At 65.7% G+C, this 13,298-nt stretch carries 9 protein-coding genes; 4 read left to right on the top strand and 5 right to left on the bottom strand.

What is annotated here, in order from left to right:
• Nucleotides 1–149: 149 nt before the first annotated feature.
• Both MRBLAR12_RS01095 and MRBLAR12_RS01090 read right to left on the bottom strand, forming a co-directional pair.
• Complete coding sequence (locus tag MRBLAR12_RS01095) at nt 150–1,286, bottom strand: aromatic ring-hydroxylating oxygenase subunit alpha (RefSeq protein WP_364742797.1); 1,137 nt, start codon at nt 1,284–1,286, stop codon at nt 150–152.
• A 90-nt stretch (nt 1,287–1,376) separates the two neighbouring features.
• Nucleotides 1,377–2,612 (bottom strand): NAD(P)/FAD-dependent oxidoreductase, encoded by a 1,236-nt coding sequence (locus tag MRBLAR12_RS01090; RefSeq protein ID WP_364742794.1) that lies wholly within the window; start codon nt 2,610–2,612, stop codon nt 1,377–1,379.
• A gap of 245 nt (nt 2,613–2,857) precedes the next feature.
• Between MRBLAR12_RS01090 and MRBLAR12_RS01085 the strand changes: the two genes are divergently transcribed.
• Genes MRBLAR12_RS01085 through MRBLAR12_RS01070 form a run of 4 tightly spaced genes read left to right on the top strand, consistent with a single transcriptional unit; the run spans nt 2,858 to nt 8,748 of the window.
• Nucleotides 2,858–3,208 (top strand): bifunctional 3-phenylpropionate/cinnamic acid dioxygenase ferredoxin subunit, encoded by a 351-nt coding sequence (locus MRBLAR12_RS01085; RefSeq protein WP_229993045.1) that lies wholly within the window; start codon nt 2,858–2,860, stop codon nt 3,206–3,208.
• A 34-nt stretch (nt 3,209–3,242) separates the two neighbouring features.
• Nucleotides 3,243–5,198, top strand: a complete 1,956-nt coding sequence (locus MRBLAR12_RS01080; RefSeq protein ID WP_364742790.1) for a BCCT family transporter — start codon at nt 3,243–3,245, stop codon at nt 5,196–5,198.
• A 23-nt stretch (nt 5,199–5,221) separates the two neighbouring features.
• Entirely contained in the window at nt 5,222–6,220 is a 999-nt protein-coding gene (gene purU, locus MRBLAR12_RS01075; RefSeq protein WP_414645441.1) for a formyltetrahydrofolate deformylase, read from the top strand.
• Between the two features lie 20 nt (nt 6,221–6,240).
• A complete protein-coding gene (locus MRBLAR12_RS01070) occupies nt 6,241–8,748 on the top strand; it encodes a GcvT family protein (protein WP_364742787.1) in 2,508 nt (835 codons plus the stop codon).
• A 223-nt stretch (nt 8,749–8,971) separates the two neighbouring features.
• Here the strand turns inward: MRBLAR12_RS01070 and MRBLAR12_RS01065 are convergent, their stop codons facing one another.
• From MRBLAR12_RS01065 to MRBLAR12_RS01055, 3 genes are read right to left on the bottom strand one after another with little or no spacing between them, the layout of a single operon-like run.
• Nucleotides 8,972–11,329 (bottom strand): FdhF/YdeP family oxidoreductase, encoded by a 2,358-nt coding sequence (locus MRBLAR12_RS01065; RefSeq protein ID WP_364742784.1) that lies wholly within the window; start codon nt 11,327–11,329, stop codon nt 8,972–8,974.
• Entirely contained in the window at nt 11,326–11,946 is a 621-nt protein-coding gene (locus MRBLAR12_RS01060) for an MBL fold metallo-hydrolase (protein WP_229993049.1), read from the bottom strand. Before MRBLAR12_RS01060 ends, MRBLAR12_RS01065 begins: the two co-directional genes overlap by 4 nt.
• Nucleotides 11,943–13,067: an S-(hydroxymethyl)mycothiol dehydrogenase gene (locus tag MRBLAR12_RS01055; RefSeq protein WP_364742781.1), complete on the bottom strand. Its 1,125-nt coding sequence runs from the start codon at nt 13,065–13,067 to the stop codon at nt 11,943–11,945. The genes MRBLAR12_RS01060 and MRBLAR12_RS01055 overlap by 4 nt, the downstream gene beginning before the upstream one ends.
• Between the last annotated feature and the right edge of the window lie 231 nt (nt 13,068–13,298).

Here is a 13,298-nt window from a genome sequence, read left to right as displayed (position 1 = left end):
GCGGTCGAACGCGCCACGAAGGTCGCCCAGCGACCTTCGTGACGCCTTTCGGCCGAAGCGGCGTCCCGAGGGCCCCGACGCGAGCTTGCCAGTGTCGGGGAGGGACTTCCGCGCTAAGCGACGGCGAAGCGCCGCAACCCGGTGAAGCTTCAGGAACGGGGCACGATGTCCCCCACCTTCTCCTGCACCCAGTCATGGAAGGCGCCGATGTGGTGCTCGCTCGGGACCAGCACCCCGCCCTTGGCGTAGACCTTCGAGCCCATGGCCGGCTGGCACCGCTCGCAGGCGTCGAAATCCTGCTGGTTGACGCGGTGGAACAGCTCCACAGAAGCGCTGACGTCCTTGCCGCTCTCCACAACGCTGGGCACGTACAGCCAGTCGCACTCCACGATCGTGTGGTCCGCGGCCATGGGGAACATGCGGTGGATGATCACGTGGTCGGGGACCAGGTTCACGAACACTGTGGGCTTGATGGTGATGGCGTAGTACCGGCGGTCCTGGTCCTCGCTCACCCCGGGAATCAGGTCCAGCCCTTCCGAACCGTCCACCGTGAAGCCCTTGACATCCTCGCCGAACTCGGCCCCGTGACCCACGAAGTACTGCGCAGCCAGGCCGTCAGCGAATTCCGGCAGGACCTCCGTCAGCTCCGGGTGGATAGTGGCGCAGTGGTAGCACTCCATGAAGTTCTCGATGATGAGCTTCCAGTTCGCCTTCACGTCATAGCGGATGCGGCGGCCCAGGCTGAGGTTGGCCACGTCGTAGCCTTCGATCGCCTTGAGGTCACCGAGCCGTTCCTCGATGGCACCCATAACCTCTTCTTCGAATGACGGCGGCTCATCGGCCAGGCACACCCATACGTAACCCAGGTATTCACGGATATGGACCTTCACCAGGCCGTACTCGTCCCGGTCGATGTCCGGCATCTTGGTCAGGTTGGGGGCCGCGATGAGCTTGCCCTCGAAGTCATAGGTCCAGGCGTGGTATGGGCACTGGAACGAGCGTGCGGCTTCGCCGTGCTCTTCCATGCAGAGCTTGACGCCCCGGTGCCGGCAGATGTTGTAGAAGGCACGGATTCCGCCCTTGCGGGTGCGGCTGATCAGCACGCTCTCCCGCCCGATCTGGACTGTCCGCCAGGCGCCTGCCTTGTCCAGGTCGGCGGACCGCACGGCGCAGAACCACATCTGCTCAAAGATCCGCTCCTGCTCGGCCCGGAACACGGCCTCATCCACGTAGGTGTAACCGGGCAGCGTGGGAATCAGACTCGGGGCACTTACCTCAACAGACAATTTGTCCTCCTAACGAACAAAAGATCAACGAACAACGCAGCGGAAATTGTAGGGACGGTGTTTCAGGGACAGGTCTCAGGAACACGGTATTCAGGACACGACGGCGGCCCCCATCAGCGCGGAGGCGTCCGCACAGGCAGCTTGCCCGCTGGGCGGGCCGAGCGGCCGGTCAGGTGCAGCGAGCAGGCGCCGCCACTTGGTGAACAGCCGCGGCTGGTTCATCCCGAGGACCGCCACCGGGACATCACCGCGGTAATACACGGCAAGACAGCTGTGCGTCAGGACGTCGCCGACTTCGACCTCCAGCCGGTCGTAGCCGGCGCAGTGGCCTGCGAACTGCAACTTGACGCCATACTGGTCGGACCAGAAATAGTGTGGCTTGGCCGGCTTCGGAGCGGCATCAGCGTCCAGCAGCGCCTCAACGGCCAGGGCCGCACGCTCCAGGGCGCCAGTCCAGTGCTCCACCCGGCGGTGCGTGCCCGCTATTTGGTCGAACCAGGCGGCGCAGTCCCCTACGGCCACGATTCCCGGAATATTGGTGCGGCCCATGGCGTCACACAGAACGCCGCCGTCGAGCGCAATTCCCGAACCGTCCAGCCAGCTGGTGTTCGGTTCGGCGCCGATGCCCACCACGACGACGTCGGCGGCCACATAGCGTCCGCCGGCCAGCCGGAGTCCGGTGACGTTGCTTTCGCCGCTATAGAAGTCCTCTATAACGGCGGAGGAAATGAGTTCCACGCCGTTGGCGGCGTGCAGCCCGGCCACGGCGCCGCCCATCTCTGTGCCGAGTTGGGCCGCGAACGGAACCGGCTTGGTGTCGATCATGGTGACTTCCATGCCACGCGATGCGGCGGCCGATGCAACTTCCGCGCCGATGAAGCCGGCGCCGATCACGGCCATCCTGCTGCCGGGCACGAGCTCGGGGGCGAGGCTCTGCGCGTCCGCGAGCGTGCGTAGCGTGAACACATTGCTCAGTCCGGCCAGGGTGGGCAGCTGCCTGGCCCTCGCGCCGGTGGCAATGACGATGCCGTCGGCCTCAACGGTGCGGCCGTCCTTAAGGACGATGGTCCGAGAGCAGGAATCCAGGGACACGGCCTCGGCACCGAGCAGCCATTCAGCCTGAAGCTCGTCGGCGTCGGATTCCAGGAAGAGGTCCGCGGCAGTGATGGCACCGAGCAGGAAGTCCTTGGACAGCGGCGGCCGGTCATACGGACGGTGCGGCTCATCGCCGATGATGACCAGCCGTCCGGTGAAGCCTTGGGCGCGGGCTGCCCGTGCGGCCGAAAGGCCTGCCAGGGAGGCTCCCACAATCGCAAGCGTCTGCACTTCGACGCCCCCTTTCAATTGCTTCTTACGCAACAACAATCGCTATATGCAACAGAGTGATCTATGCCACGGGCACTGTCAAGGGTCCTCCTGCCGAGAAGACAAGGGTCCGCAATAGAGAGGAAAAGTCTTGACAACCCCTGTGACCTACCGCACTCTGTTGCTTATTGCGATCGCTGTTGATCCCTGCGGAACAACGCTCCGGCGGTTGCCCAGGATCCCCCTACCGGAAAAGAGGTCCATCCATGCACAAGGCATGCCCGCTCAGCGAACTGGCACCCGGGGAAGCGCTCCGCCTAAACACGTCGCCGCCCATCGCGGTGTTCCACACGGAAGACGGCGAACTTTTTGCCCTTGATGACACGTGCACCCACCAGGACGCCTCCCTGGCCGACGGCTGGGTGGAGGACTGCTGGGTCGAATGCCCGCTGCACGCCTCCAGGTTCAATTTGCGCACAGGCGGGGTGGACGCCCCGCCCGCCAAACTGCCCGTCCGCCGGCACGAAGTCAGCGTGATCGACGGCGACATCATGATCACCGAATCCGACGAGGTTCCCAACCTCCCTCCTGGCCTGACCGTGGACGGCCACGTCTAGCACCAGCCCATGAATCCGAACAAAGGACTTCCTCATGGCATTGAACAGTGACATCGGCTTGAACAGTGACATCGGCATAGACAGCGACATCGACGCGGACACCGGCACCAACGCCCCCGCCCTCCTCCCTCCCGCAACCCTGGACACGGAGGACTGTGAGCAGCTCCTGCAGGAGCTGCGTCATACCAAGACCGAGCGGGCGGTGACGGAACGCCGGAACCGCAAGCTCACCCTCGACAAGGTCACTTTCGGAATCACGGGAGCGTGCGCCGTCGCCTTCGTGCTGTGGGGCTTCCTCGGAAGGGACAGCATCTCTGCCACATCGCAAGGCGTTCTTGACTGGGTCATGGAGTACACAGGCTGGCTCTTCATGGTCCTGGCCTCGCTCTTCGTGGTCTTTGTCCTGTGGCTGGCCCTCGGCAAGTTCGGCAACATTCCGCTGGGCAAAGACGGCGAAAAACCCGAATTCCGCACCATCTCCTGGGTAGCCATGATGTTTGCCGCCGGCATGGGCATCGGGCTCATGTTCTACGGCGTGGCCGAACCCCTCTACCACTACGTTTCGCCGCCGCCCGGAACCGTGGATGGACGGACCCCCGCAGCCATCCAGACCGCCATGGCCACCTCCATCTTCCACTGGACCCTGCACCCGTGGGCCATGTACGCCGTGGTGGGCATCGCCATGGCCTACGGCACCTACCGCCTGGGCCGCAAGCAGCTCATCTCCGCGGCCTTCACCTCGCTCTTTGGTATCAGGATGGTTGAAGGCCCTGTCGGCAAGTTCATCAACATCCTGGCCATCTTCGCCACGCTGTTCGGCACCGCTGCCTCGTTGGGCCTTGGCGCTCTCCAGATCGGCAGCGGCCTGACGTCCAACGGCTGGGTCGGGGAAATCGGTACCCCTGTGCTCGTGGTGATCGTCGCCATCCTGACGTCCTGCTTCGTGGCCTCTGCGGTATCCGGCATCAGCCGCGGCATCCAGTGGCTGTCCAACATCAACATGGTCCTGGCCGTCGTCCTGGCCCTCATCGTCTTTGTTGCCGGCCCCACCCTCTTCATCCTGAACCTGATCCCCGCCGCGGTGGGAGACTACGCCAGGGACCTGGCGGAAATGTCCTCCCGGACCGAGGCTGTGGGAGACGAGGCACTGCGGAGCTGGATGTCCAGCTGGACCATCTTCTACTGGGCCTGGTGGCTGTCATGGACACCGTTCGTTGGCATGTTCATCGCCCGCATCAGCCGGGGCCGCACCATCCGGCAATTTGTCACCGGAGTACTGCTGGTTCCCAGCATTGTCAGCGTGATCTGGTTCGGCATCTTCGGCGGCACTGCCTTTGGCATCCAGCAGCAAGCCGACAAGACGGAGAACCCCGCCGACGGCCTCGTCAAAATGGTCGACGGCGCACCCTCCATATCCTTCGACGGCGCCCTCTTTGACTTGATCAAGAACCTGAACATGCCCGACTGGGCCACCGCTGCAGTCATCGTCCTGGCCATGGTCCTGGTGGCGATCTTCTTCATCACCGGAGCGGACTCAGCCTCCATCATCATGGCTTCCCTGAGCTCCAACGGATCCAGCGAACCCCGCCGCGGGCTGGTGATCTTCTGGGGCCTGCTGACCGGTGGGGTGGCCGCCGTGATGCTCCTTGCCGGCGGAGATGAACCGTCCGAAGCGTTGTCCGGCCTGCAGCGCATCACGATCGTAGCCGCCCTGCCCTTCGTGGTGGTGATGCTGCTGCTATGCATCGCCCTGGCCCGTGACCTGCGCCGCGATCCGCTGGCCTTGCGACAGCGGCTCGCCACAACCGTCGTCGAACGCGCCATCCGTACCGGCGTGGAACAGCACGGAGGCGTGCAGTTCGATCTGGTGACCAAGCATGAATGCGACGGACGGTGTGCCGAGGACACGCGCTGCCCCGGCGAGGCCAAAGTCAACGAGGCCCAAGTCAACGAGGCCCAGCGCAGCGAATCCGCCGGCGCCACCAACTAGTCGACACCAACTAGGAGTCAATCGTGACCACAATTCTTGAAAGCCGCCAAGCCGGCGCCATTCCCCCCGTGACGGCCGAGGCCGCTGCCGCCCGCTCAGCACGCGGGACCCGCACGGCCGATTTCGTCCTCACCCTGGCCTGCCCGGAGAGACCCGGCATCGTCCGGGCAGTCACCGGTTTCCTGGCCGACCGCGGCTTCGACATCGTGGAGCATCAGCAGTTCGATGACCACGTCAGCGGGAACCTCTTCCTGCGCACGGCCTTCACTGGAGGGGGTTCCGGCAACGGTGATCGGGTCCGTCGTGAGCCCGGTTTCGACGGTCTCGACTACAAGCCCGACAACAAGGACGTGGAACTCCTCACGGCCGATTTCGGGGCGACGGCCGACGAGTTTGGCATGGATTTCAGTTTCCACGACGGCCGGCCCAAGCGGCTGCTGGTCATGGTCTCCAAGTTCGGCCACTGCCTGAACGACCTGATCTTCCGCTGGCGGGCGGGCAGCCTGGGTGCGGAGATCGCCGTCGTGGTTTCCAACCACGAGGACCTGCGGTCAATGGCCGAAAACGCGGGGCTGCCCTTCATCCACGTTCCGGTGACGCCCGGAACCAAACCGGAAGCCGAGGCGCGGCTGCTGGAACTCGTCGCCGAGTACGGCGCCGACCTGGTGGTCCTGGCACGTTACATGCAGGTGCTGTCGAACGATCTGTGCACTAGCCTGCGCGGCCGGGCCATCAACATCCACCATTCTTTCCTGCCCGGATTCAAGGGCGCCAAGCCGTACCACCAGGCCTATGACCGCGGTGTGAAGCTGGTCGGGGCCACCGCGCACTACGTGACGCCGGACCTCGATGAAGGCCCGATCATCGAGCAGGAGGTCTTCCGCGTGGACCACAGCCTGGACCCCGATGCCTTGGTGACGGTGGGCCGGGACGCTGAATCACAGGCTCTGTCCCGGGCGGTCAAGTGGCATTGCCAGCACCGTGTCCTGCTCAACAACACCCGCACCGTCGTATTCCGCTAACGCGAACCAGGAGAAACACTATGAGCGCATCACCACGCGTCGTCATCATCGGCGCCGGCATCGTCGGCACCAACCTTGCGGATGAACTCGCCAGCCGAGGCTGGAACAACATCACGGTGGTCGAACAGGGGCCGCTGGAACTGGCCGGCGGTTCCACCTCGCACGCCCCGGGCCTGGTCTTCCAGACCAACCCCTCCAAGACCATGACGGAGTTCGCCAGCTACACGGTGGACAAGCTGCTCTCCCTCAGCGCCGGCGGAGAGTCCTGCTTCAACCAGCTGGGCGGGCTCGAGCTGGCCACCACCGAGGCGCGGCTGCAGGACCTCAAGCGCAAGTTGGGGTACGCCACTTCCTGGGGCATCGAAGGCCGGATCATCGACCCCGACGAGTGCGAGAAGCACTACCCGCTGTTGAACACCGGCAGCTTTTCCGGCGGCAACAAGGTCCTCGGCGGCCTCTACGTCCCCACGGACGGCCTGGCCTCCGCGGCCCGCGCCGTCCAGCTGCTGATCAGCCGCACCCGCGAAGCCGGCGTGACGTACCTCGGCTCCACCACCGTGACGGGCATCGAACAGACCGCAGGCAAGGTCACGGGCGTCGAAACGGCCGACGGCGTCATCCCGGCGGACATCGTCGTGTCCTGCGCCGGATTCTGGGGCCGCGAACTCGGCAAGATGGTGGGCCTGAAGGTGCCGCTGCTGCCGCTGGCGCACCAGTATGTGAAGACCACGTCACTTCCGGAGCTGGAGGGCCGGAACGAACTGCCCAACGGCGCCCGCCTGCCCATCCTGCGCTACCAGGACAAGGACCTGTACTACCGCGAGCACGGCGACCGGATCGGCATCGGCAGCTACGCGCACCGCCCCATGCCCGTGGACATGGAACAGCTGCCCCGCGTCGGCGCGGAGGAGATGTCCGATCACCGCATGCCCTCCCGCCTGGACTTCACCATGGAGGACTTCCTGCCGGCGTGGGAGGACAGCAAGGACCTCCTTCCCGCCCTCCGCGGGGCGCAGATCGACGACGGCTTCAACGGCATCTTCTCCTTCACTCCCGACGGCGGGCCACTCATGGGCGAGTCCCCCGACGTCGAGGGCTTCTTCGTGGCAGAGGCCGTCTGGGTCACGCATTCGGCCGGTGTCGCCAGGGCAATGGCCGAGTTGCTCATCGAGGGACAGTCCCGCACCGACCTGCACGGCTGCGAGCTCACGCGCTTCGAAAAGGTCCAGACCAGCGACCAGTACGTCAGCGAAACGTCCCAGCAAAACTTCGTGGAGATCTACGACATCCTGCACCCGCTGCAGCCCAAGGAATCCCCCCGTGACCTGCGCGTCAGCCCTTTCAACGTCCGGCAGAAGGAGCTGGGAGCGTTCTTCCTGGAGTCCGCCGGTTGGGAACGCCCGCACTGGTTCGAGGCCAACCGCGGCCTGCTCGATGAGCTGCCGCCGCAATGGCAGGCACCGGAGCGGGACGAGTGGTCCGCCATGTTCCACTCCCCCATCTCGGCGGCCGAAGCGTGGAAGACACGCACCGCCGTCGGGCTCTATGACATGACGCCGCTGAAGCGGCTCGAGGTCACCGGCCCCGGGGCCATGGGCCTGCTGCAGCGGCTCAGCACGGGCAACATCGCCAAAAAGCCGGGTGCCGTGACGTACTGCCTCCTGCTGGCGGACGACGGCGGCATCCGCAGCGACGTGACCGTTGCCCGCCTCGCGGAGGAAAAATTCCAGCTGGGCGCGAACAGCAATGTGGACTTCGACTACCTGCGCGTCGAAGCCAGGAAGCAATCGTCAGCGGATCCGGCCCGGTGGGTGCACGTATCCGACATCACGGGCAGCACGTGCTGCATCGGGCTGTGGGGTCCGCTGGCCCGTGAGGTGATCGGCAAGGTCAGCGGGGACGACCTCAGCAACGACGGCCTGAAATACTTCCGGACCAAGGAGATTTCGGTGGGCGGCCTCCCGGTCACGGCCATGCGGCTCTCCTATGTCGGCGAGCTCGGCTGGGAGCTCTACACCACGGCGGACTACGGGCTGAAGCTCTGGGATCTCCTCTTCGAGGCCGGAAAGGAGCACGGCATCATCGCGGCCGGGCGCGGCGCGTTCAACAGCATGCGGCTCGAGAAAGGCTACCGGCTGTGGGGCACGGACATGACCTCCCAGCACCACCCTCACGAGGCCGGCCTGGGCTTCTCTATCGCCAAGGACAAGGAAGGCTTCGTGGGATGCGAGGCGTTGGCCGCCCGCAAGGAACAGCCGGCCACCAGGGCGCTTCGGTGCCTGACCGTGGACGACGGCACGTCGGTGGTGCTGGGCAAGGAACCGGTGTACGTCAACGGTGAAGCCGCCGGATACGTCACGAGCGCGGCGTACGGCTACTCGGTGCGCAAGCCGATCGCCTACGCCTGGCTGCCTGCCGCCGTGGGGATCGGTGATTCCGTGGAAGTTGAGTACTTCGGCAAGCGCATCGCGGCGACCGTAACGGCCGAGCCGCTCTTCGATCCCGGCATGGAGCGGCTCCGCGGCTGACGCGAACTGGGGGTTGCCGGCTAGAAGACCGGCAACCCCCAGGCCGGCGGGCCGTTCGCGCGAACAGGCAATGGCCCCGCTTCCCGCCGCCAGATGGCACTTGACGGCAGTCCCGGCGTCGGACACTGCCGTCATCTGCCACCTGGAGCAAAAGAAGCGCAACAGAATGGCCCCGCCTCCCGGACTGGATTCCAACCGGGAAGCGGGGCCGCTCTGGTAGTGCCTAGCCCACCGTGGCCGCCCCGAGCACGCCGGCGGCCTCAGCTTCCGCAGGATGCGGCACGAACCGGACGAACATCGCCTTGAAGCCGGGGGTGTTGGATTCCCTGGCCACGTTCTCCTTGTGGACCAGGGCGTTGGCTTCCGGGAAATAGGCCGCGGCGCAGCCCTTGGCCGTCGGGTAGGCCACCAGCCGGAACTTGTCCGCCTGCCGGTCGTGTCCGCGGAACGTGCTCACCACGTCCACCAGGTCCCGGTCGCGGAACCCGAGTTCGGCCAGGTCCTCCGGATGCACCAGGATCACCCGGCGTCCGTCCGAGATCCCGCGGTAGCGGTCATCCACGCCGTAGAACGTGGTGTTGTACTGGTCGTGGCTGCGGATGGTCTGGAGGACCAGGTGGCCGTCCGGCGGGGTCAGGTACTCCAGCGGGCTGACCGTGAACCGGCCGCGGCCGATGTCCGTCTTGAAGGACCGGGTGTCCCGCGGCGGGTTGGGCAGCACGAAGCCGTTCCTGGTCCGGATCCGGGCGTTGAAGTCCTGGAAGCCCGGGATGACGCGGGAGATGTGGTCCCGGACCACGTCGTAGTCCCCGGCCATGGCCTTCCAGTTGACCGGATGGTCCTCGCCGAAGGTGGCGTCGGCCATTCGGGCGATGATCACCGGCTCGGCGAGCAGGTGCTCGGATACCGGCTGGAGCCGGCCCTGCGTGGAGTGGACCACGGACATGGAGTCCTCCACGGACAGGAACTGGGCGCCGTTGGCGTGCTTGTCGTCCTTGTCCGTCCGGCCCAGGGTGGGCAGGATGAGCGATGTGCGCCCGTGCACCACGTGCGAACGGTTCGGCTTGGTGGACACGTGCACCGTCAACCCGATCCGCTGCATCCCGGCTTCCAAGGTCTCCGTGTCCGAACACGCGAGGGAGAAGTTGCCGCCCATGGACACAAAGACATCCACGTCGTTGCGTTCGAAGGCCTCCATGGCCTCCACGGCGTCGAATCCGTGGCCGCGCGGTGAGGTGATCCCGAATTCCTTGTCCAGGGCTTCGAGCAGCCATTCCTTGGGCTTCTCCCAGATGCCCATGGTCCTGTCGCCCTGGACGTTGGAGTGCCCGCGGACCGGGCAGGCGCCGGCCCCGGGTTTGCCGAAGTTGCCCTGCAGGAGCAGGACGTTGACCATTTCCTTGATGGTGTCCACCGAGTGCGGCTGCTGCGTAACGCCCAGGGCCCAGCAGAAGATTGTGGCCTTGGACCGGATGAGCATTCCGGCGACGTCCTCGATCTGGGCCCGGGCCAGGCCGGTGGCCTGCTCGGTCTCCGCCCAGTCCAGCTCCCGGCGGGCGGTTCGGTAGGCGTCGAAGCCGTCCGTCTGCGCCTCGATAAACGCGGCGTCCACCACGGTGCCGGGGTTCCGCTCTTCCTCCGCCAGCAGCAGGTGGCCCAGGGCCTGGAACAAGGCCAGGTCCCCGCCGACCTTGATCTGCAGGTACTCGTCGGCCAGAGGTGTGCCGTTTCCGAGCACCCCGGAGAAGGTCTGCGGATCCTTGAAGTTGAACAGTCCGGCCTCGGGCAGCGGGTTCACCGCCACCACCTTCCCGCCGTTGTCCTTGCATTCCTTCAGCGCCGACAGCATCCGGGGATGGTTGGTGCCGGGGTTCTGCCCGACGACGAAGATGAGCTCCGAGTCGTGGATATCGTCCAGGGACACGGTGCCCTTGCCGATGCCGATGGTGGGGTTCAGCGCGGAGCCGGAAGATTCGTGGCACATGTTGGAGCAGTCCGGCAGGTTGTTGGTGCCCAGGGCCCGCGCGAACAGCTGGTACATGAACGCGGTCTCATTGGCCGTGCGGCCCGAGGTGTAGAAGACGCAGCGGTCCGGCGTGCTGGCCCGGATGTGCTCGCCGATGAGGTCGAACGCGTCGGCCCAGGAGATCGGCGAGTAGTGCGTCTCCCCTTCGCGGATCACCACGGGCTCGCTGAGCCGGCCCTGGTTACCCAGCCAGTATTCGGTCTTCCCCGCCAGCTCGGCGATGGAATGCCGGGCCCAGAACTCCGCCCCGACGGTACGCAGGGTGTTTTCCTCGGCCACCGCCTTGGCGCCGTTCTCGCAGAACTCGGCTGTCTTGCGCTTCCTGTCCGATTCCGGCCACGCGCAGCCCGGGCAGTCGAACCCGCCGCGCTGGTTCAGCCGCAGCAGCGACTGGGCCGTCCGGGATACCCCGGCCTGGGCCACGGCGCGCTCCAGCGCCACCATCACCGCCTTGACGCCAGCGGCTTGCTTCTTCGGTGCGTGGACTTCGAGCTCGTCCTCGTTGATGTCCGCGACGGGAGCGGGCTGCCGGCCGAGCTTGGGAACGCCCTTCATTGGCTGACCTTGGCCAGCGTGTCCCGCTCCGCCCCGATGGTGGTGCTGTCCCCGTGGCCGGTGCGCACCACGGTCGTTGCAGGCAGCGTCAGCAGCCGTTCGCGGATGGAAGTGAGGATGGTCGGGTAGTCGCTGTAGGACCTGCCGGTGGCGCCCGGGCCGCCGTTGAACAGGGTGTCGCCGGTGAAGACCGTCCCTTCGTCCTCGAGGTGGAAGCACGTGGATCCCGGCGAGTGGCCGGGGGTGTGGATGGCGCGCAGGGTAGCCCCGCCCACCTGGAACACGTCGCCGTCGGCGAGGTACCGGTCCGGGTTGACGCCGGGATAGACCTGTTCCCAGAGCACCAGGTCGTCGGGGTGCAGGTAGATCGGTGCCTTCACGGCCTCCGCCACAGCCCGGGCCGCGCCGATGTGGTCGTTGTGCGCGTGCGTGAGCAGGATGGCCAGGACCTTCCGGCCGCGGACCTGGCGGATGATCGGTTCCGCGTCGTGCGGGGAGTCGATGATCACGCATTCGTCGTCGTTTCCCACGATCCAGACGTTGTTGTCCACGTCCCAGGTGCCGCCGTCGAGCGAAAACGTGCCCGAGGTGACCAGGTTCTCGATGACGACGCTCATGCGGACGCCGCCCCGTCCGCGCCGGCAACGGCCGGGCCTATTTCAACCACGGAACGCAGCACCTTGCCCTCGTGCATTTTGCCAAAGGCCTCTTCTACCTGGTCGATGGTGATGCGCTCGGTGACGAAGGCGTCCAGGTCCAGATTGCCCAGTTTGTATTGCGCCACGAGCATTGGGAAGTCGCGGGACGGCAGGCAGTCGCCGTACCAGGAGGACTTCAGGGACCCGCCGCGGCCAAAGACATCCAGCAGCGGCAGCTCAAGCTTCATCTCCGGCGTCGGCACGCCCACCAGCACCACGCGACCGGCGAGGTCCCTGGCGTAGAACGCCTGCTTGTACGTTTCGGGGCGTCCCACCGCCTCGATCACGACGTCGGCACCGTTGCCGCCGGTCAGCGCCCGGATGGCTTCGATCGGGTCTTCCTTGCTGGAGTCCACGCCGTGAGTGGCACCGAGGGACTTGGCCATGTCCACCTTGTTGGCGTCGATATCCACCGCGATGATCGTCGTGGCGCCGGCCAGCTTCGCGCCGGCGATCGCGGCGATGCCCACGCCGCCGCAGCCGATGACGGCGACGGATTCGCCGCGCTTGACCTCACCGGTGTTGATGGCGGCGCCGATGCCTGCCATCACACCGCAGCCGAGCAGCCCGACGGCGGCGGGATCGGCGTCCTCGTCAACCTTTGTGCACTGCCCGGCGGCGACGAGCGTCTTCTCGGCGAAGGCCCCGATGCCGAGCGCGGGCGAGAGTTCCGTGCCGTCCTCAAGGGTCATTTTCTGCGTTGCATTGTGGGTGTTGAAGCAGTATTGCGGCTGCCCCTTGGCGCAGGCGCGGCATTCGCCGCACACGGCGCGCCAGTTCAGGATCACGCGGTCCCCGGGGGCGACTTCGGTGACGTCTGGGCCGACGGCGCTGACCACGCCGGTGGCCTCATGGCCCAGCAGGATGGGGAAATCATCGGTGATTCCGCCCTGCTTATAGTGGAGGTCAGTGTGGCAGACGCCGCAGGTCAGAATGTCCACGAGCGCCTCACCGGGTCCGGGATCCGGCACGAGAATGTTCTCGACCGAAACAGGGGCATTCTTTTCCTTGGCGATGACCGCTCTTACTTTGTGAACCATAGTTCCTGTGTTCCTTTCCTGAGTCCCCGGGGGACTCTTTGGCGACGGACACGCGTTGCCAGTCTGGCCGACTCGTTGCGGTTCGGAATCCTCTGCCCGTCGCTCGAAGCTTTAGGCTTCGAGGGTGACGGCACGTCCCGCATACGCCTTCGTGAATTGCGTATTACACAACACGATTCACATAGCGCGTACTTGAAATATGGCAGTCACGACATCGGGGTGTCAATAGAT

Source organism: Arthrobacter sp. LAR12-1-1.1 (genome assembly GCF_040676555.1).
In the GTDB taxonomy this organism is placed as follows: domain Bacteria; phylum Actinomycetota; class Actinomycetes; order Actinomycetales; family Micrococcaceae; genus Arthrobacter.
This window is presented reverse-complemented; position numbering and strand designations above follow the sequence as displayed.